Annotated in this window: 18 protein-coding genes; 4 read left to right on the top strand and 14 right to left on the bottom strand. The window is 29.1% G+C overall.

Annotated elements, in window-relative coordinates:
- Positions 1–161 precede the first annotated feature (161 nt).
- Positions 162–431 carry a hypothetical protein gene (locus tag JYG23_RS07700; protein WP_207237860.1) on the bottom strand — a complete coding sequence of 90 codons (270 nt, stop codon included), beginning with the start codon at positions 429–431 and terminating at the stop codon, positions 162–164.
- Positions 432–587: 156 nt separating this feature from the next.
- On the opposite strand from JYG23_RS07700, the gene JYG23_RS07705 reads away from it, so the two are divergent.
- The gene (locus JYG23_RS07705) at positions 588–1307 is read left to right on the top strand and encodes a LytTR family DNA-binding domain-containing protein (protein WP_207237861.1); all 720 of its coding nucleotides are present in this window, start codon (positions 588–590) and stop codon (positions 1305–1307) included.
- Entirely contained in the window at positions 1295–2464 is a 1170-nt protein-coding gene (locus JYG23_RS14835; protein WP_242631654.1) for a sensor histidine kinase, read from the top strand. The genes JYG23_RS07705 and JYG23_RS14835 overlap by 13 nt, the downstream gene beginning before the upstream one ends.
- 55 nt (positions 2465–2519) lie before the next feature.
- Here the strand turns inward: JYG23_RS14835 and JYG23_RS07715 are convergent, their stop codons facing one another.
- A complete protein-coding gene (locus tag JYG23_RS07715) occupies positions 2520–4385 on the bottom strand; it encodes an ABC transporter ATP-binding protein (protein WP_207237862.1) in 1866 nt (621 codons plus the stop codon).
- On the bottom strand, positions 4369–6186 hold the full coding sequence (locus JYG23_RS07720) for an ABC transporter ATP-binding protein (RefSeq protein WP_207237863.1): 1818 nt from the start codon (positions 6184–6186) through the stop codon (positions 4369–4371). The genes JYG23_RS07715 and JYG23_RS07720 overlap by 17 nt, the downstream gene beginning before the upstream one ends.
- Positions 6187–6320: 134 nt before the next feature.
- On the opposite strand from JYG23_RS07720, the gene JYG23_RS07725 reads away from it, so the two are divergent.
- Positions 6321–6839 (top strand): GNAT family N-acetyltransferase, encoded by a 519-nt coding sequence (locus JYG23_RS07725; protein WP_207237864.1) that lies wholly within the window; start codon positions 6321–6323, stop codon positions 6837–6839.
- A 96-nt stretch (positions 6840–6935) separates the two neighbouring features.
- On the opposite strand, the gene JYG23_RS07730 is transcribed toward JYG23_RS07725, so the two are convergent.
- Positions 6936–8591 (bottom strand): methyl-accepting chemotaxis protein, encoded by a 1656-nt coding sequence (locus JYG23_RS07730; RefSeq protein ID WP_207237865.1) that lies wholly within the window; start codon positions 8589–8591, stop codon positions 6936–6938.
- Between the two features lie 352 nt (positions 8592–8943).
- Between JYG23_RS07730 and JYG23_RS07735 the strand changes: the two genes are divergently transcribed.
- Positions 8944–9357: a hypothetical protein gene (locus tag JYG23_RS07735; protein WP_207237866.1), complete on the top strand. Its 414-nt coding sequence runs from the start codon at positions 8944–8946 to the stop codon at positions 9355–9357.
- A gap of 33 nt (positions 9358–9390) precedes the next feature.
- On the opposite strand, the gene JYG23_RS07740 is transcribed toward JYG23_RS07735, so the two are convergent.
- The 10 genes from JYG23_RS07740 to JYG23_RS07780 form a co-directional block, all read right to left on the bottom strand.
- On the bottom strand, positions 9391–10467 hold the full coding sequence (locus JYG23_RS07740) for a glycosyltransferase family 2 protein (protein WP_207237867.1): 1077 nt from the start codon (positions 10465–10467) through the stop codon (positions 9391–9393).
- A 62-nt stretch (positions 10468–10529) separates the two neighbouring features.
- A complete protein-coding gene (locus JYG23_RS14840; RefSeq protein WP_242631655.1) occupies positions 10530–11048 on the bottom strand; it encodes a hypothetical protein in 519 nt (172 codons plus the stop codon).
- Positions 11049–11053: 5 nt separating this feature from the next.
- Positions 11054–12628: a hypothetical protein gene (locus JYG23_RS07745; protein ID WP_242631656.1), complete on the bottom strand. Its 1575-nt coding sequence runs from the start codon at positions 12626–12628 to the stop codon at positions 11054–11056.
- A 335-nt stretch (positions 12629–12963) separates the two neighbouring features.
- Positions 12964–13944, bottom strand: a complete 981-nt coding sequence (locus tag JYG23_RS07750) for an effector binding domain-containing protein (protein ID WP_207237869.1) — start codon at positions 13942–13944, stop codon at positions 12964–12966.
- 96 nt (positions 13945–14040) lie between these two features.
- On the bottom strand, positions 14041–14793 hold the full coding sequence (locus tag JYG23_RS07755) for an alpha/beta fold hydrolase (protein ID WP_207237870.1): 753 nt from the start codon (positions 14791–14793) through the stop codon (positions 14041–14043).
- A 525-nt stretch (positions 14794–15318) separates the two neighbouring features.
- Positions 15319–17019 (bottom strand): hypothetical protein, encoded by a 1701-nt coding sequence (locus JYG23_RS07760; protein ID WP_207237871.1) that lies wholly within the window; start codon positions 17017–17019, stop codon positions 15319–15321.
- 303 nt (positions 17020–17322) lie between these two features.
- The gene (locus tag JYG23_RS07765) at positions 17323–19053 is read right to left on the bottom strand and encodes a S41 family peptidase (RefSeq protein ID WP_207237872.1); all 1731 of its coding nucleotides are present in this window, start codon (positions 19051–19053) and stop codon (positions 17323–17325) included.
- A 143-nt stretch (positions 19054–19196) separates the two neighbouring features.
- Positions 19197–19448: a hypothetical protein gene (locus tag JYG23_RS07770; RefSeq protein WP_207237873.1), complete on the bottom strand. Its 252-nt coding sequence runs from the start codon at positions 19446–19448 to the stop codon at positions 19197–19199.
- 61 nt (positions 19449–19509) lie between these two features.
- Positions 19510–19680: a hypothetical protein gene (locus JYG23_RS07775; RefSeq protein WP_207237874.1), complete on the bottom strand. Its 171-nt coding sequence runs from the start codon at positions 19678–19680 to the stop codon at positions 19510–19512.
- Between the two features lie 9 nt (positions 19681–19689).
- On the bottom strand, positions 19690–19857 hold the full coding sequence (locus tag JYG23_RS07780) for a hypothetical protein (RefSeq protein ID WP_242631657.1): 168 nt from the start codon (positions 19855–19857) through the stop codon (positions 19690–19692).
- Between the last annotated feature and the right edge of the window lie 216 nt (positions 19858–20073).

The following is a 20073-nucleotide window of genomic DNA, read 5'->3' on the forward strand; positions in this document are numbered from 1 at the left end:
AAGTTATATTTTATTAAATAAATTATATCATTTTACTTATTATAAGTAAAATATTATTGCAAGCTACATAAAACCATAGGAATACAAAAATGAAAAAAAGATGCTAATCGTAAAAAAGCATCTTTCCTATTTATCTATTTTACTAAATTAAGTAAAAGATATTATAAAATCTGTATTTCTCCCTTAAATCTTTTCTTCACATATTTTGGGCATTCAGGGCAACACTCACTGCAATGTCTCCTGCGTTCAGGTATACAAATATACCCATCAACAAATATTTTATCCCCTATCATGTCGCATTCATCAATGCAAAAATTATCATACTCTCTATGACATTCATTCTCTCTCAAATTTTCATAATCATCTCTATCACACTCATATTGATAGCACCGTTCTTTAAAATGATCGAAAAAACTATCTAATTTAGACATTTTATATCATCCTTTCATAATAATGTTTTAATGTTAGAATTAAGTGTTTATATATTATTATATGAATGCATAAGTTAGTTGATACATGCAATATAAACTGTAAATATTTAGGATAATGTGGTATAATTTATACATAAAATTATATAGGTGGTTAATATGAAAATAGCAATTTGCGAAGACAACAAGCTGCAACTTAATGAAATTGTAACACTTTGCAAAAATTATTTTACAACAAAAAAATTAAATTTTTCAATTGATACATTTAATAGTGGTGAATCCTTTCTATTCTCATATGAAGATAAAAAAGATTATGATGTACTCATACTTGACATACAAATGAAATCATTAACAGGAATTGACTTAGCAAAAAAATTAAGAGGACTTGGGGATAATATTTGCATCATATTTACAACTGCTATATCTGATTATGTATTTGAAGGTTATGGTGTTCAAGCCGTAGATTATATAATAAAGCCTATAAACAATGATAAATTATTTAAAGCACTCGATAGAGCACTTGAACATATAAATAAAAAGGATATTTATATAATTATAGAATCTCAAGGGGAAACTAAAAAAATAAAAGAAAAGAATATTTACTTTATCGAAAGTATTGGAAGAAATACTATTATCAACTTAAATACCTCTTCTTTTGAAACAAATATGGGAATAAGTCATATTGAAACAATATTAAATTCAAAAACATTTTATAAATGCCACCGTTCATACTTAGTAAATATTTATCATATTAACACAATACATAAAACAGAACTAACACTTGATAATGGGAAGACAACACCAATAGCAAGAGGAAAGTGGCAAGAATTAAACAAATTATTTATTCAATATTATAGGAGTAATAAATGCAATATTTAGTTAACAATCTTATATTTTTATTAATCTATACATACTATCTATACCAAATAGGTAACATTGAAAATGGAAAAACAAAGTTAGTTATTTTATCAGTGTTGAACGTATTATGGATTTTAATTTTTTACATATTAAAGTTAAACTCTGTTGGCTGGATTCTAATTTTTACTACTACAATACTTTACGACTTGTTTTATGATGAAATTTCCATCAAGCTTCAGTGGTATAAAATAATATTCTATCCGGCTTTGATTATTATAATGAATTTGATAGCAAAATACTTTATAGAAATACCTTGTAGCATTAGATTTATAGTAATAGCATTGTTTTTACTTTTAGTACTTTCATTAGAAAGAAAATACCTAAAACTTTCAAACGGTATATTTATTTTGATAACATATTTACTGTTAATAGCATTGGCAATAAATGCCCCGAAAATCATTTTTCAATATATAATATCAATATTGTCATTTAGTATTTTTTCAATATTAGAAATTTCATTTAAAGGTTATGAGGCTGGCTTTGAAAAAACATCTAGATTCTTTCAACAGGACGTTTTGCATAAACAATATGAAGAAATTAAAATTATTTATTTGAATATGCGAGGTTGGAGACATGATTATCATACACACATACAAACTGTAAAAGCATATCTTGCATTAAATCAAATAAAAGAAGCAAATAACTTTTTACAGGAACTCGAACAGGATTTAGTAAAAGTAGACAGTTATGTAAAATCAGGTAATTTAATGTTAGACGCAATACTCAACAGTAAAATATCCTTAGCTGATAATAAAAATATATATGTTAAATGCAAAGCAAATTTACCAGAAAATATTTCGATATCTGATATTGATTTGTGTGTTATATTAGGCAATATACTTGATAATGCAATTGAAGCTTGTGAAAAGATAGATGAAAATAAAAGGTTTATAAGAATATATATTTCAACACTTAAAAATCAGCTATACATATCCGTTCAAAATTCTGCAAAAGAAGAACTTGGTTTTAATGAAAAAAACTATATAACTACAAAACGTGGAAATCATGGTCTTGGAATGAAAAGAGTAAAAATATTGGTTGATAAATATGAAGGATACCTTAATTTGCAAAACGAACCGGGAATATTCGCAAGTGAAATAACAATTCCACTTCAATAAAAACACAAGCCCAATATCCATATTTTTAAAATAGATATTGGGCATTTTAAATATTTTAAGCAGTTTCTTTTTTCTTGTAATATTTAGCCTGTGCATTCCAAAGATGTGCATACAGTCCATTTTCATTAGTTAGTAACTTATCATGACTACCCCTTTGAATAATTTTTCCCCTGTCAAATACTATGATATCATCACAGAACCTACAACTACTCATACGGTGACTAATATATATACTCGTTTTATCCTCAACAAGTTCATCAAATTTAGAATATATTTCGTATTCGCTAATTGGGTCAAGAGCTGCTGTTGGTTCATCAAGTATTACAAAAGGTGCATCCTTATATAATGCCCTTGCTATTGCTATTTTTTGAGCCTCTCCACCACTTAATTCTATTCCTCCATCATCATACTTAAATAAAGGTGTTTTTTCTTTAAGCGGCATCTTTTCAACTCTGTTCTTTATACCTGCTAACTCAAGACAATTCCAAACTTTTTTATTATCAGGAGCAACACTTGCTGATACATTTTGTTCAAGTAAAAATGCAAATAAATTGAAATCTTGAAAAACAACACCAAATAAACTCAAATATTCTAAATAATCATATTTTTTAATATCAACACCATTTAATGTTATATACCCTTCTGTTGGATCATAAAGTCTGCATAAAAGTTTGATAAATGTTGATTTTCCGGCTCCATTACGTCCTACAACTGCCATTTTATTCTTAAGCGTTAGTTTACACGAAACATTATCAAGTATTAATTCATCATTAGAAGGATAATTGAAAGAAACATTATGAAACTCTATCTCATACTCATTGTCATCTCTTTTTTCTATTGGAATTGTTCCAGTATGTCTTACATTTTTAATTTCCATAAATTTATTGAAATTTTTCACATATGAGCATTGAATCCTAATATCATCATTGGCCTTAAACATAGCCACGACAGATGTATTTAACTGTGAAATAGCTCCTATATATTTGGTCATTGAACCTATAGTAATTGCTTTGGTAATAGCTTTTAAAATAACAAATAAATATGCAAACAATACCGAAAATCCACTCAAAAATGCTTGAACATAAGATTGGCTAATCATAATTTTAAACATTTTTACAGACAAGCCATTGAATGAAGCATCCATGTGAACTTTTTCTTCCTCAACTATTAATGGTGTTAAGTTAAAAAGTCTAATTATCTTACCTTTAGGTGTATCAAATATTAACTGACTTACAAAGTACATAAATCTTCTCTCGAATACCATTTGTTCATTAAATACTTTTAAATTTTCATTATTTAAATATTTTGTCAGTTTCAAATTAACAAAGGCATTTATTAAAACAAATATAGTAATAAACACAATAGAAAGCTGTGGAGAAGTTAAAATACTTAATGCGTCTGTACTATAAGATACTTTAAAACAGAGCCCTAATACTAAAATCAATGAAGCTATAATAGAAATTATAGATTGAATTATGTTTTTATAATTTTTCAGTAAAAACCCAAATCCACCATGATGGTTCATTGAAAATTCTGCACTTGTAACTAATTCAAGCACTTTTGGATCTTCAATAACCTCATAATCAAGTTCTAATGCATGTTCTCTGATTGCTATTTTAACTAACTCATGTATTTTAAAGGTTATTTGTCTAAACAAGTATTTTAAATAATCATTTACTATACCTATTATCAAATTTCCTAATATAAGTGCGCCTACCATATATAATGTAAACTTCAAGTCTTGATTAATAATTCCATCAATAATATAAGCTGGTAATATTATATTTATATATGGAAATAATGCATCAATTAAAGCATAAAGTATCGTTACTGGAATGGCAGAAGAATCGCATTTGTGAATTAACTTAAGTGTCTTAAGACCTTCCTTATGAAAAGAAAGATTACTAAAAAGCTTCTTCATCTTCTTTTACCTCCTTTTGATAGTAATGAGCTTGAATATTAAACATTTTTGCATACTCACCATTTAAGCTCATCAATTCATTATGGGTTCCTGATTCTATAATTTCACCATTTTTCATAAACAAAATTCTATCACAAAATCTTGTTGAACTTAATCTGTGTGAAATAAATATACTTGTCTTGCCTCTGATTAATGAATTATACTTCTCATACATTTCACTTTCTGCTATTGGATCTAAGGCTGCTGTCGGTTCATCTAAAACAACAAATTTACTGTCCTTATAAAGTGCTCTTGCAAGCATAAGCTTTTGAAGCTCTCCTCCTGAAAGAAGTATACCATCATCATTAAGCTCTTTTAATAAATGTGTGTTAATTCCTTTTTCAAGAGAATCTATTTTTTCCTTAAGTCCTGCTAACTCCAAACATCTATACACTTTTTCATTATCAATATCATCAACGATTTCACAAGCAACATTTTGAGCTATAGAAAACGCAAATGCAAATACATCCTGAAAAACTACAGAAAATTCATTATAATAATTTTTTATATTAAATTTATTTACATTTATTCCATCTAACAATATTTCTCCGCTATCGGGTTGATACAATCCGCACAAAAGCTTAACAAATGTTGTTTTACCTGCTCCATTTTCACCAACTATTGCAATTTTTTCACCTTTTTTGATAGACAGATTTATTTTATCAAATATAGGTTTATCTGTTTCTGGATATCTAAATGTCATGTTTTTGAATTCTAATTCATGAGTTACACCATGTGGTATTGGTATACCTTTATCCCTGTTAGTATTGTCCTTTATATTATAAAAATCCAAATAATCATTTACATATACATTGTTTTCACTTAAGTATACGTACTTATCAAATGTAACACTAATCAAGTTGCCAATACCAGAGATTACACCTATATACAACATAAATGCAGCTATGTTCATACCATTGAAAACCTTGTACAGTAGATATCCATAAACAACTATATTTTGTATTAATGTTACAATTCTACTTGTAATATCAACTAATAACTGATTTCTATATTCTTTTTTACTCCAATACAACCTTAATTCAAGTAAATTATTAAATAAATCACTAAACCAGTTTTGTATTTTATATAGTCTAATATCTTTTCCATTTTTCTGCATAATTGATTCGTCTTTTAGATATCTTAATTTAGTATCGTATTTATCCCAAATATACTTGTTTTTTTCAATCCACTTTATCTTTAAATTATTAGCAATGATATTTATTATTGGAGACAAAATCAATAAAAAAATTATAAATATATTTAAGCTTCCTGTTATAGCAGCATATAAAATTAAAGATAATCCACTAATAATAATATCTTTTGCACCAAATACCAATGCTGAAAAACCGATATCATAATTTTCATACACAGCTATAGATGCTTTACTAATTTTTACATGATTTTTAGGATTATCAATATTTAAATAATCTGTATCCATAATTTTATAATCCAACTCTCTGCCCTTTATCAATCTATACTTTATAAGCTTTAATTTATAAACTAAGCTAAGCTTTTGTATGATTAGATTAAAAATCATAATTATTAAAGCATACAAAGCTATATAAACTAATATATTTACTAAATCAAATTTATTTGTTAAAAGATATACCGCAAAACTTGGAAGTACAGTTGTAATAAAAGGCGTCACAATTGATAAAAAAATTAAAATTAACGACATAAATATAAATTTATATCCTTGAAACTTAACTACATCCTTACATACAATTATACAGTTTGTTAATATTCCATTTCGTTTGTTCACTATTCTCACCTCTATTATGAGTATATACATATTTTAACACTAAAAATAAATTATTGCATCAAATGTATGTTTTTTGTAACGAAATGCATTATAATAATACTATTAGGTAAATTCGAACTAAAAAGGAGAACATTATGAACATAGCTCTGATAAGACCATCAATTGAATTAAAAGATAAGGTCATAGAATACTGGGATGAATTCTATTCAAACGGAGAGAATTTCATTGATGATACCAAAGACTATGAACAAAAAGAAACCTATGAAGACTGGTTAACAAGGGTTACAAATGACACTAGTGAAAAAACAGTCAGCAAAGATTGGGTAGTAACTGATACTTTTTTTGCAATCAGAAAAAGTGATAATAAAATTATAGGCATGACAGAATTAAGGCACTCTACTGATGAAATCATAAAAGATTTTGGACAAGTTGGCTATGACGTACGCCCATCAGAAAGGAATAAAGGATATGCTACCGAAATGCTCAAAATGTTGATTGTTGTTGCAAAAGAAGCCCAAATGAACGAATTATACATATCTGTTAAAAAAACGAACCTACCCTCAATAAAGGTTATAACAAATAACGATGGAATCTTTGAAAAAAGTTTTGAATATTATAATCAAATAGTTTATGTTTATAAAATTTTATTATAATTTATATAGAAAAATTAAGATTAAATAAATGAATTATAAAGCCCTTAAGTTTTTTCTTAAGGGCTTTATTGTATTTGTAATCTACTATTTTATTTATTATAGATACTTACTCTCTATTTTTTTTATTGTTCCATCTAATACCATTTTTTCAACATTATCATCAAATATTTTTACATATTGATCAATACCAGGTTTTTTACAAAATGCCATTCTTTCATCTAAATTGCTTTCTGTAAAACAGTATTTTTGAACGTTTAAATACTCACCAAGTCCGCTGTCCTTAATATAATAATTAGCTGCATACTCGTTAGCAATAATCGTATCTATCTGACCTTTAAATAGCTTTTTAAATATTGTATCTAAATCAATAGCAGTATTATCTTTATTTAGTTTGTCGTCTGTATCAAACCTACTGTTGTATTTGAAATTCTGTACACCTATTTTATATTTATATAAATCATCATATGAATTAATTGAAACATCTGATTTTTTCAGTGAATAAAATAAATATTTTGATTTTTCTCTATACGGTTTTGAGAAATTCATATAGCTTTCTCTTTCCTTACTACAAGATACTGTAGTTATCATATCAATTAAATTATTTTTAAGAAGTTTAAGAGAACCATCCCAAGTACACATCATAAATTGCACTTTAATATCAGTGTCTTTAAAAGCTTCTTTTATTATATCACAATCAATACCTATCATATCTCCGTCTTTAGTACACATAGCGTATGGTGGATAAGGTGATATTCCCGCAATTATTATATTATTATCATGTTGTGAAACCTTATTTGTTAATTGCAATGATTCTATCATTTTATCTTCAACATTTTCAATAGTACTAGATAGTTTATCAAAATGCTCTAATTCGTGTTTAATAGATTTTGTTACATCGATAGTTGATTTTTTATTATCTTTAATTATTTCTGAAATACTATTTACCCTCTCTTTTATTTTATAAAATTTATCATTTAATTCTCTACTATTGCTTGCCAAATCCATATTGTTTTCCGAATATTCTCTTGTTGCATTTTCAATTTCATTAAATTCTGAAACAGCTTTTTTAAGCTTTGTAGATTGGTTAATTATCTTATCTATACTAATGCTCATTGCATTTTGCATATTTTCTGAGAGCTTACCTATTTCTTTGATAATGTCATCAACTTTTTTATTTACATTTGCAGTTTGCTCAGAAACTTTCATAATCTCTTCCGCAACTACACCAAAACCTTTGCCATGAACACCAGCTCTTGCTGCCTCTATAGATGCATTTACAGATAAAATTTTAGTTTGTTTTGTTATTCCTTCCACTGCTACTACCAAAGAATCTGCATATTCAACCTTCTTTTGAAGATCCTGAGCAACACTGCTAGTATTATTTATATCTTCTTTAACTTGATCAAATTCATTTATGGTATATTCTATCTCTTCTCTATTTTGTACAACTTTTTCATAAGTTAATTTTGAATTATTTGAGAGTTCAGTTGTTTTATTTAAAGTGTTATCAGCATAATCACAAATAGTGTCTAGTTCTGTAACTATACTAACAATATTTTCACTTTGTCTATCAGCACCACAAACTAAATTATCTGCCTTATTACTTATGTTGTTTATTTCTGTATTAATTTCACTTATTGTGTTAGATGTCTTACTTATTTTTTCAATACTTTTTCTAATAACCTTATCTGCATTGTTAGTAATTTTTATGATTTCTTCTTTTTTTCCGCTAGTGTCTTTAAATAATTTCATAATACTACCTCCCAAATTTTAGATAATCCTTATGATTATTTTAACACATTTTGAATATATTACAATATTAATGTTATTATATTACTATATTTGTTATAATTTGCTATTAAATCTTATACTTCTATTATATTAAATGCTTTCTTTTAGTTCATTTGTCGATTAATTATAGTTATTTGGGTAATAATAATTATATTACCAATAAAGTCATTAAATATAATTTTAAAGTGATTTTGCATAAAAATACAATATATTATAATTTTAAAAATATTATAACATTTATGCTTCAATATATGTTATAATATAGATGTAAATTTTTATGTACTAAAAAATCATATAGGAAGGTGAGATGTACATGAACTTAATTAATGAAAAAGTTAACCACAATAAGTTTGGTGAAGGTCAAATTATAGATCAAGTCAATAACCATATTTTAATTCAATTTTCCGAAGCTGAAGGTCAAAAAACTTTTTTGTACCCCGATGCATTTGATCATCATTTGAAGTTATTAAACAAAGCTGCTAAAGATTCTATAAAGAAAGATCTAGATGCAAGACTTAAAGAAATCGAAGAAGACAATGAGAGAAAAAGACTTATTAAATTAGAAATTGAAAAGAAAGAACAACTTCTAATTCAAGAACGTGCAGCAAAAGCTTCTACTAAAAAAACTACAGCAAAAAAAACAACTACAAAGAAAACTACAACCAAAAAAAAAGCTGCTGCGAAAGCAAAAAAAGTTGAAGAGGTCGATGAACTTAAAGAAAAATAATTATAATAATAGTAAAGGACAGTCTGTAATAATTCAAACTGTCCTTTTAGTTATTTTAAAAAATTTATTGTTTGCTATAGAATATTTATTATTAGGATTCATTTTAAATGCTATGTCATTATGATATTTTGATTTTTCTATATTTCCTATTGCATAATAACAAACGCAAAGTTGCACATGTGGAAGCCACGTATAATATTTGTTGTAAACAAATCCCCCTAATAAGAGACTTGGTTTAGATATGCTATCAATTATTTCATACCAGCTTATAGCTATCTCAAATCTTGACTCCAACTGGTAACTAAAAGCAAATCTATACAATGTTTCACCACGTAGTGGAGCTAAATCAAATGCTTTTGATAATATTTCTCTTCCATTTCTTATCATATTTTTGTAAAAATAAATGTCACACACACTATGAATACTGTCAAACTTTTGCTCAATAGAACTATCTTGAGAATTTATTACATTGTTTAGCACTTCTATTGCTTCATCATGAAAGCCATTATGAAATAACTCTTTTCCATAATAAAAAGTATCTCTAATTGATAACTTACAACCTTCTTTAATTTTCTTTTGATATATATCAAGATTTCTGCTACTACCATGATTTTTTGTATGAGTTATATGAACGTCACTTTCATAAGTATTGCCAGTTACACATATATATTCGTGAATAAAACCTAACCATTTATAATTTCTACTACGCTTTAAAAGTCTGTTCCGTTTAAATTGAATTTGTTCATTACTATCACCATAAAAGCCAAGGTCATAAACCATTGATATAGCATTATATTTTGTATCTAAATTTTCTTTTATATCTTTTAATTTTACACAATCATTTTTTAAAACTATATCATCTGCGTCAAGCCACATGATATATTCACAAGTCGCTTTTGAGAAAGAAAAATTTCTTGCAGCAGAAAAATCATATATCCACTCAAAGTCATATATTTTATCGGTAAAGTCTTTTGCTATTTCTTTTGTTTTATCCGTTGAACCTGTATCTACAATTATTATTTCATCAACTACATCTTTTATTGAATTCAAACAGTTGGCAAGATTTAATTCCTCATTTTTTACTATCATACACAAACTTATAGTTATCATATATATCCCCTTTAAAACAGAGATACCGTATAAGTATCCCTGCTATATTTTATTATATTATGTTAATACAAGAAATCAGCTACAAGTGAACTAATACTACAATATGGAGCAAACACCGATTTGTTTCCAGGGTATTCAAACGTTGCCATTCCAGATGTTATTGATAAAACTTTTTGACCATTCAAATCAAAGTTATAAAAATCTATAACATCAAATGCTAACACATCTATTACAACAGGTGGATCGCCTTCAGTAACCAATGATTCTTCCAATAGTGCCTTATACCCATTTAAAAAAGCACACTCGCTTGGTGGTGGAACATCAGCTACAGTTAATGTAATTGAGCCTGTAACCGGAGGTGGTAATACTGGCGCATTAATATATACAACTTTTGGAAATACTATTTCACGTATATTGCATATTCTAATAGATGTCTTGGTACTACCACTTGTTGTTAATAGCAAACCATCAACAATAGTATCAGTGCTCTTTATATCTACTGCAATACTATTATTTCCACTTCCTCCAATGGTAGTTATATCTACACTTACTGATTCATCATCAGGCAAATAGTCTATCAATGCTGTTATAAATGCAGTAACTCTTTCACAGCAATAATCACTACACGCTGCCCCACCCGCTGAACCTTGTGGACCTTGCGGGCCTTCTGAACCTTGTGGACCTTGTGGACCTTCTGAACCTTGTGGGCCTTGTGGGCCTTCTGAACCTTGTGGGCCTTGTGGGCCTTCTGAACCTTGTGGGCCTTGTGGGCCTTCTGAACCTTGTGGGCCTTGCGGGCCTTCTGAACCTTGTGGACCTTGCGGGCCTTCTGAACCTTGTGGACCTTGCGGACCTTCTGAACCTTGTGGGCCTTGTGGGCCTTCTGAACCTTGTGGGCCTTGCGGGCCTTCTGAACCTTGTGGACCTTGCGGGCCTTCTGAACCTTGTGGACCTTGCGGACCTTCTGAACCTTGTGGACCTTGTGGACCTTCTGAACCTTGTGGGCCTTGTGGGCCTTCTGAACCTTGTGCAGCTTGTGCAGTGCCTTCTGAACCTTGTGCAGCCTTGTGTGCCTTCTGAACCTTGTGCACCTTGTGCACCTTCTGAACCTTGCAGCCTTGTGGGCCTTCTGAACCTTGTGAACCTTGAACCTTGTGCAGCCTTCTGAAACTTGTGCAGTCCTTGTGAACCTTCTGAACCTTGTGCAGTCTTGTGCACCTTCTGAACCTTGTGACTTTTGCGCCTTCTGAGCCCTGTGCACCTTGTGCAGCCTTCTGAACCTTGTGCAGCCTTGCCCTTCTGAACCTTGTGCACCTTGCGACCTTCTGAACCTTGTGCAGCCTTGCACCTTCTGAACCTTGTGCAGCCTTGTGCAGCCTTCTGAACCTTGTGCAAGCCTTGTGCCTTCTGAACCTTGTGCCTTGTGCAGCCTTCTGAACCTTGTGCAGCCTTGTGCCTTCTGAACCTTGTGCAGTCTTGTGCACCTTCTGAACCTTGTGGGACCTTGCGCCTTCTGAGCCCCAGCACCTTGTGCAGCCTTCTGAGCCCTGTGCACCTTGTGCAGCCTTCTGAACCTTGTGCACCTTGCGACCTTCTGAACCTTGTGCACCTTGTGCACCTTCTGAACCTTGTGCAGCCTTGTGCAGCCTTCTGAACCTTGTGCAGCCTTGTGCCTTCTGAACCTTGTGCATGTGTTCTGAACCTTGTGGACCTTGTGGACCTTCTGAACCTTGTGGACCTTGCGGGCCTTCTGAACCTTGTGGACCTTGTGGGCCTTCTGAACCTTGTGGGCCTTGTGGGCCTTCTGAACCTTGTGGACCTTGTGGGCCTTCTGAGCCCTGTGGACCTTGCGGGCCTTCTGATCCTTGTGGGCCTTGTGGGCCTTCTGAACCTTGTGGACCTTGCGGGCCTTCTGAACCTTGTGGACCTTGCGGACCTTCTGAACCTTGGGGACCTTGCGGGCCTTCTGAACCTTGGGGACCTTGCGGGCCTTCTGAACCTTGTGGACCTTGTGGGCCTTCTGAGCCCTGTGGACCTTGTGGGCCTTCTGAGCCTTGTGGACCTCTTCGTCCTCTTGGTCCTCTTGGACCTCTTGGGCCTTGGCAGCAGCAATAAAAATGGTCGTCACAACAACAATCAGATGGTGTAAAGCAATAATCATTGTCATTTAAACAATAATTGTCATTATGACAATAATAGTTATTATGACAATAATGGTTATTATTAAAGAAATCATTAAGATTATCATTACAGCATTTGTTAGAGCTATTATTTATAAAATTATTCAATTGTTTTCACCTCTTATTATTACAAATATTAGCTGTCATACTATAATATATTTACAATTTAAGATAATGTTACAATATGTCGAAAAAAGAAAAAGAAAAAGGAAAAATAGCAATAAGCGAACCACATTAATATAGAATTAGTTCATAAAAAAATGGTTATAATATTTTAAACTTAGTTTAAAATATTATAACCATCTCTATAAGAGTATTATTTATCCTTTGGTTTAATTGGAATTAATAGGTCTAATTGAGTATAACTTATATGTTCTTTATTTAATAGATAATCGTAATACGCATTTAAATGTTCTTCTAGGCTTCCTTCCATTCCCAATGGTTCTCTTATATCCAAATCATACTCTTCATTATTAAGTGCCCAATTATATAATTTTTTCCACTCAGAAAAATCGCCCATTCTAATACTGTGTGCACCGTATAATCCACCTTCAAAGTGTTTTTTATTAAGTGGTGAAGGTACTTCTAAATCTGCTGGTATAGTAACCCAAAATTCATATCCATAAACATCATTTGCAGTTTGTGGTGAAGGATTATTAAAACCAAAAATCCTTAAATCAGGTTTTATGTTATGCAAATTTGTACTTCTAATAAAATTGTCGAGTATCTTATATGCATTGTCTTCTGGATTTTCACCAATAAAATGCGCCGATGCAACTGTTTGTGGTGGTAAATACAACTTTCTAACGTTTTTCAAAATATTTAATTCTTCACTTGCTTTGTTTAATTCTTCCATTGAATTTTTCTCCTTAAAATTTATCTTGGAAAGGCTTAACGATTCAACAATTTTCATTGTATCCTTATCGCTCAATAAATTAAAATCAGTTCTCATTTTAATGCTTTCGGATAAATCTAATGTCAGTTTTTGTAGAATTGAACGAATAGAACTTAGTGCCGTAATCTCACTATCAAGCTTTGAAATGTTATCTTGAAACACATCCACCATATGAGCTAAATTATCATTTTGAAATATTAAATCTATCTGTTTAAGTGGAATACGTAGCTTGCGCAATACAATAATCTGTTGCAGACGTCTTACAGCAGCTTCATCATATGTACGATATGCATAACCCTCTTTCTTTTGACTTTTCAAAATACCTAATTGCTCATAATACCTGAGTGTTCTTGTAGAAACTCCAAAACCTTTTGATACTTTACTAATTGTCATTAATTTCATACTATCATTTCTCCCTTCCATAATCAGTATAAAGTACGACGTGACGTCAAAGTCAATAGATTTACAAAAATATTTTCAAATTATCATTTTGGATAACTATATATCCTTTAACTCCGTTAAGCACCTAATCAAAACCTCTGGTTTATCAAGATATACCTCGTGGTCACTGCCCTCTGCTATAACTAGCTTGCCTCGTGTAGATAAATTAGACAGCTCAATCTGAAGCTCTCTCCATACGTCTTCGTATCTATTTGCTTCATCACGAGGCATATCATATTTTACAAATGCATTAGCTGAAATATCCTTATCCCTTGCGATAACTGTAAGCGGTACGTTAGGAAACTCATCTATGCTTTTAATATCATTTGCACTAGCTTCAAAATATTTAAATTCATTACCAATAGTAATTTTTCCATTTTTAAAATTTTCTTCTGCCATCTTATCTATAGAAATAGCTTCATTCATAACAGGATTATTAAGTTCATAAAGTTTTTTCCAATTAAAAGAGGTTGAATCAACAAGCACAACTGCTTTTATCATCTCTTTATACATCTTAGCAAACTGTATAGTACATAATCCACCAAATGAATGCCCTACCATAATAAAATTATTTATATTTAATTCAACCAATAAACTATGCAACTCCATAGCAATATTTCTAGTTGTTCTCTCTGATTGTGGTTTGCAACTATTCCCATAACCTAATCTTCGATATATAAATATTGTAAAATCATCCTTCAATTCATCAATAACATTTAACCAATCATTCCAACTACAACCTATACCAAGCTCAATGACCAAGGTATTAAAACCATTACCAAAAATTTTATATTCAAATTTGTTTTTCAATGTAATTTACCTTTCTTGCTTCATATTTAGTTACTAATTATTAATGCCCATAATCTTCATCTACAACTAAAAGCTTAATTCTTTCTTTATCAGTTTGTACTTCAATAATAACAAGACAGTTACAAACTCGTTCCTTAGATACACAGTCAACACACTTGCCTAACTTAACACATGGTGGATTATATCCTGCTCTTTTGGCATTTAGCGGACACGCAATGTTTTTAAATTATTTTATAATAAATTGGTTAATTTTAGTAAAGTGTTTTACAGTACTAAAGAAAGAAATTCATTCTTCTAACCATTCTATTAACTCCTAAATTTCTTTGGAATTTTAAAATATCAACAATTCTACCTGTTAACACTTACAAATTTTTAATAGAACACCTAATTTAAAATTACAAACAAAAAACACAAAACAATACTATTCAAAATAAGTGCTTTGTGTTTTCTATTTAATAACTTTACTTCATTACTTTTTACTTGATCAACAATTATCTTAATATGAAGGCTAATATTATAATTTCTTTATTTTACAAATTTATTATATTTAGTAGTTAAGTAAATAATAAAATCCTGTCGCATACTTGCAAAATTCTTAGAATAGATTAATTCAAAATCATCAGGATTATAAAACATTTCCATGTATTTTTCAATACCATAATTATCTATTAAATATCTTGTAAATATTGGTCCAAAAGTATATCTATAAAATTGCTCATCTCTAAATATTTCATGTTTTCTTTTTTGATATTCTTTATAGCAATTCATTTCCAGATAATCAAATATTCTGTTTTTATCACTAAAAAGCTCTTTATTAGGATTATCTATACCTATTGATTTAAGATATGAATCAAATAATTCTTTACTAACATTCATTCTATAGTAATTATATTTATTATTACTTAAACTATTACTTACATATGTAACTTGAAATCTATTTTCATCATAAATATTATATCTGTAAGCACAATATTGTGCTATTCCCTCATTAAAGAATCCCTTGTAATTTCTATTTTCTTTATCTATACCCATAGAAACTAAATGCGAATATTCATGAAGATATGCTGATATAGTATTACAACACATAGCATCATTATAATAATCACAATAGGAATAATCAAAATTATAAGCTATGCAATGAGTTTCTTTCACAAAATATGTTATAACATTTTTACTATCGTTTATTGTATATCCATTATTTAAAAAACTACGTACATCCTCCATTTCTTGCTCTGATAATTTCACAAAATCTTTTATTGATTTATATGAACAATCAAAAACATACCAATAATTGTATTGATCTTTAAAAGCAGGATGAAAACAATATTGCATCCATTCTGTGCACATGTCAACAGGAAAATATTTATCTCCAAATATTTTATATCTAATAGGTACAGTTTCTTCATCTTTTTTAACATCTACATCTATAGATTTAAGCCATTCGTTTATATATGTTGCATATAGTTTATCAAATTCTAATGTAAATTCAGATGATGACTCTAACAATTCAATAAATTTTTCTTCCCCATAGTTTTCCTTTATGTAACTAACCAAATTTGTTGCAATGCTTCTTGTATAATCAATATCTATTATATTGAAATAGTTATCAGAAAACACTGGCAATGTCAAATCAAGCATTTCATTGTGACGTGGTAGTTTTCTTTTTATGTAATCCATGTCAAGCTCTTTTAAATTATCGTCATACATATTTAATTTCTTTTGCAAATCTACTGTTTCACCATATATCAATCCATAATGACTTGTATCACCAAAAACATTAAACAAAGTTTGCATAATAAAATTAAACGAATCAAACTTGTCCTTATTATATTTGATATATATTTTGTTATCATCATTAAAGTTATAAACTTTATTGCTTATGTAGTATTCATAATTCTTTTCAGCACTATATCTTTTATTGACTAAATTAATTATATCTATACTTTTTAAAATATATTCTTTCCTTGACAGTAAATCAATGTTGCTGTCAAACCAAAATTTTGCTTTAGATAACTCTAGCAATTCCCATTTAATATCAACAGGTTCTTCTTCATTGAAATAGTCATCTCTTGGTTTAAATTTTTCATCAACTACAGTTTCACTCAAATATTTTCCATTCTCTAGTTCCTTGATAACTTTTTTATCCTGTGAACTCATATTAGATTCTGCACATCCTGTAAGTAACAAAATAACAATTAGAACAACTAATACTTTACTAACTTTCATAACAACACCCCTTTTCTAATATTACCTAAACATATTATACAAGGAATTATTACCTTTTACAACATTTGTTTACATTTTTTGATATTTTATATTTTAACTGCTATAACAAGACAAAAACACAAGACAAAGAAAATCTTAAAATATGGTATACCAAGACTACTAAAACTAACCCTAACAAAATAAAATCGACTTCTGCAAGGTTGACTTAGAAGAAAAAAGAATAATCTTGCTTTCAAAGCATTGTGGAGCATTGCTAAGAATTGTACAAATCAAAACGAACTTATTTCACACTAGCAAAATACATTAATTACCATCTTTGCTTTCTTGTATAATTTTTATTACTCGTTCTAAGCAATCTTTACTATTACACCAAATATCCGGTTCAAAACCTTCGCCTTCTTTAAAATTTTCATCCTCTATTACATGCAAATTATATCCCATATTGACTGATATATGAGAATTTGGTAAATACCAAGCTCCATCTACATTGGAAAGTAGCGCCCCACTTGAATTTGTACCAACAAATGTTACATTTTCTACATCGTTCAATGCTTCTATTAAACATTCTGCAGCTGAAGCAGTCGATTTGTTATATAATACATATATTTCAGTATTAATTTTTTCAACTGATATTTTTTTGTCTTCTTTTATCTCCATCTTGTCTTTACTTTCATTAATCATTTCATCTAAAGTTTCATATAAAGATGGGTAATAAAAACTATACTTGTTATATCTATACCCAGGATAATTTAGTATTTCAAATATGATTTCTATATACTGCTTACTACTTATTATATAACTGCTATTTTCTCTTACTGGCAATTGTCCTGTCAATTCTTCTATCCAGTAATCACAAAATTCACCTCTCCCTCCACTATTACCTCTTAAATCAACTATTGCATACTGTTTATCTTTAATTAAATTGGCTGATTTAATCCATTCAAGTGCAGACTTATCTAAAGGTACATTACTCATGCTTTTTATTGTTAATACAGGTATGCCTTCTAGTTCATTATACTCAAATATTTTGTTTGGTTTTTGAAAACAACAAACATCTTCATTTAGCTTAATTGTTATATATTTGATAGAATTATTATTATCTAATTCAATATCTCTATTGATAAAAAATTGTTTAGACTTGCCTTCTATGTAAATTGCATAACTCATTTGACCATTTGCATTTAAAGAGGGTTTTATATATTGGTCTATGTTTTCGTCATTATTGATTTTTAAAATTTTATATTTTTTATCGTCAACTTCCATATAGTAATTGTTTTTTTCATAAGAAATATTGTAGTCTTCATTGAAATAATATGTATTATAATCTCTACTATTACCAATAGTAAAATGTGAATCATGTACAAATTTTAAATTTTCACGAAGAATTTCCTCTAATTCATTTGTGCAAACTATTTCTTTTGTACTTAATGCATCAACAATATTGTTGTAGGCTGTTTCAAATTGCTCATCTCCACCCAAATAATTGTATGCACCATATGTAGCTTTAAGTAACTTAAAATACAAATTTACATCGTATATAGCTTCATCTTTATTTATTTTGTCTACAGAATTAATTTTTTTTAAATTAAAATATTTATCAAAATAAGAAAGCTGTATTAATTCTTCTTCTGTAATGCCATTTTCCAAACCATAAATATTCATTTTATCAACTAGGCTACAATTATTATTTAATTCATAGTGTATCCATTCTTTTCTCAGCTCATCTAAGGTTTTATTAAATATATTTAGATATTCAATATTATTCTTCATTTTTGATATTTCTACTATTTTATTAATAGTATACTTCTCATTTATATACTTAAAAAAACTATAATTTAAATAGTTGCAGGTTGTTTCTATATTTTTTTCTACATCAAAACTATTGATATCACCAATAAATTTTAAAGCACTTAATTTGTCACCATCCTGAAGATATTTGCATGCTGCATATTCATATACATAGTTTAAAAAGTTATCATCACCTTTATCGACACATATACTGTCACATATGTACAGAGCAAATACATCCTGCAAATATGAATTATTTATCCCTATATGTTTTTCTAAATACTTTAAAATTTTATATTCATATTCTATACTTCCTTTTGCGAACTCAGTCGTATTTAAATATATTTTTTTATTTTCTAATTCCTTAAGATCATCTATAAAAATTATATTTAGCTTTTTTTTCTAAGCCACTCAAGATTATCTATATTAAGATATTTAGAAGCCCTATTTATAAAATCGTCAGTATATTTTAAAAAACCTTCCTTGGTTTTAAACATTGTTTTATTCATATATACATCATCAATACTACTATGTACGTTCACATATTGTGATGAGTATTTATTATCACTTCTACATGAACATAAAGAAAATAAAAATAACATTATTAACACTAGTAATTTAAATTTTTTTAACTTATTCATATGGTCACCTCTTCTTTTAGCTTTATAAACGTTTACCATATTTTGTAATATGACTGAAATTTTAATGTATAATTACTGTACTATTTTCACCATCAGTTGTCTTATTTCTAATTAGATTTGATTCATTTTGAGCAAACTCATTTAAATATTCATAATAATTTTTATAAGCCTTTGGATATGTATATAAACTACATGGAGTGTGGTTTCTTCTAAAAACTTTATCTGTAAGCATATAATAATCCTATCTTATTCTACCTCTAACATCTGGTATAGGATCATCCCAAGTAACATTAAGATTAAACCAGTACCCTCCTAAATTGACCATATTCCATGAATGACTTGCAATTTTGTTACCAGTATCAGCCTTACCTATAACAAATTTAACAGACACATTAGCTAAACTTAACATCCAATAGGTCAATAAGGAATATGCTTGGCAAACACCAGTACCTTCGTCTAACGTTTCTGAGTTCACGACGTTTCTGAATCAGACATATAAGTTGTCCGTCTTAGCGATGATCGTACCCGGCGAAGGAATGTGGTGCTAACTTTCTTACTTGACATTCCAACTAAGACCCTTGCGTGAACATGTTGTTAGAAGATGTATTTTCGATTGGCTTTTAAG

The sequence above is a fragment of the Sedimentibacter sp. zth1 genome (genome assembly GCF_017352195.1).
Classification (GTDB): domain Bacteria; phylum Bacillota; class Clostridia; order Tissierellales; family Sedimentibacteraceae; genus UBA1535.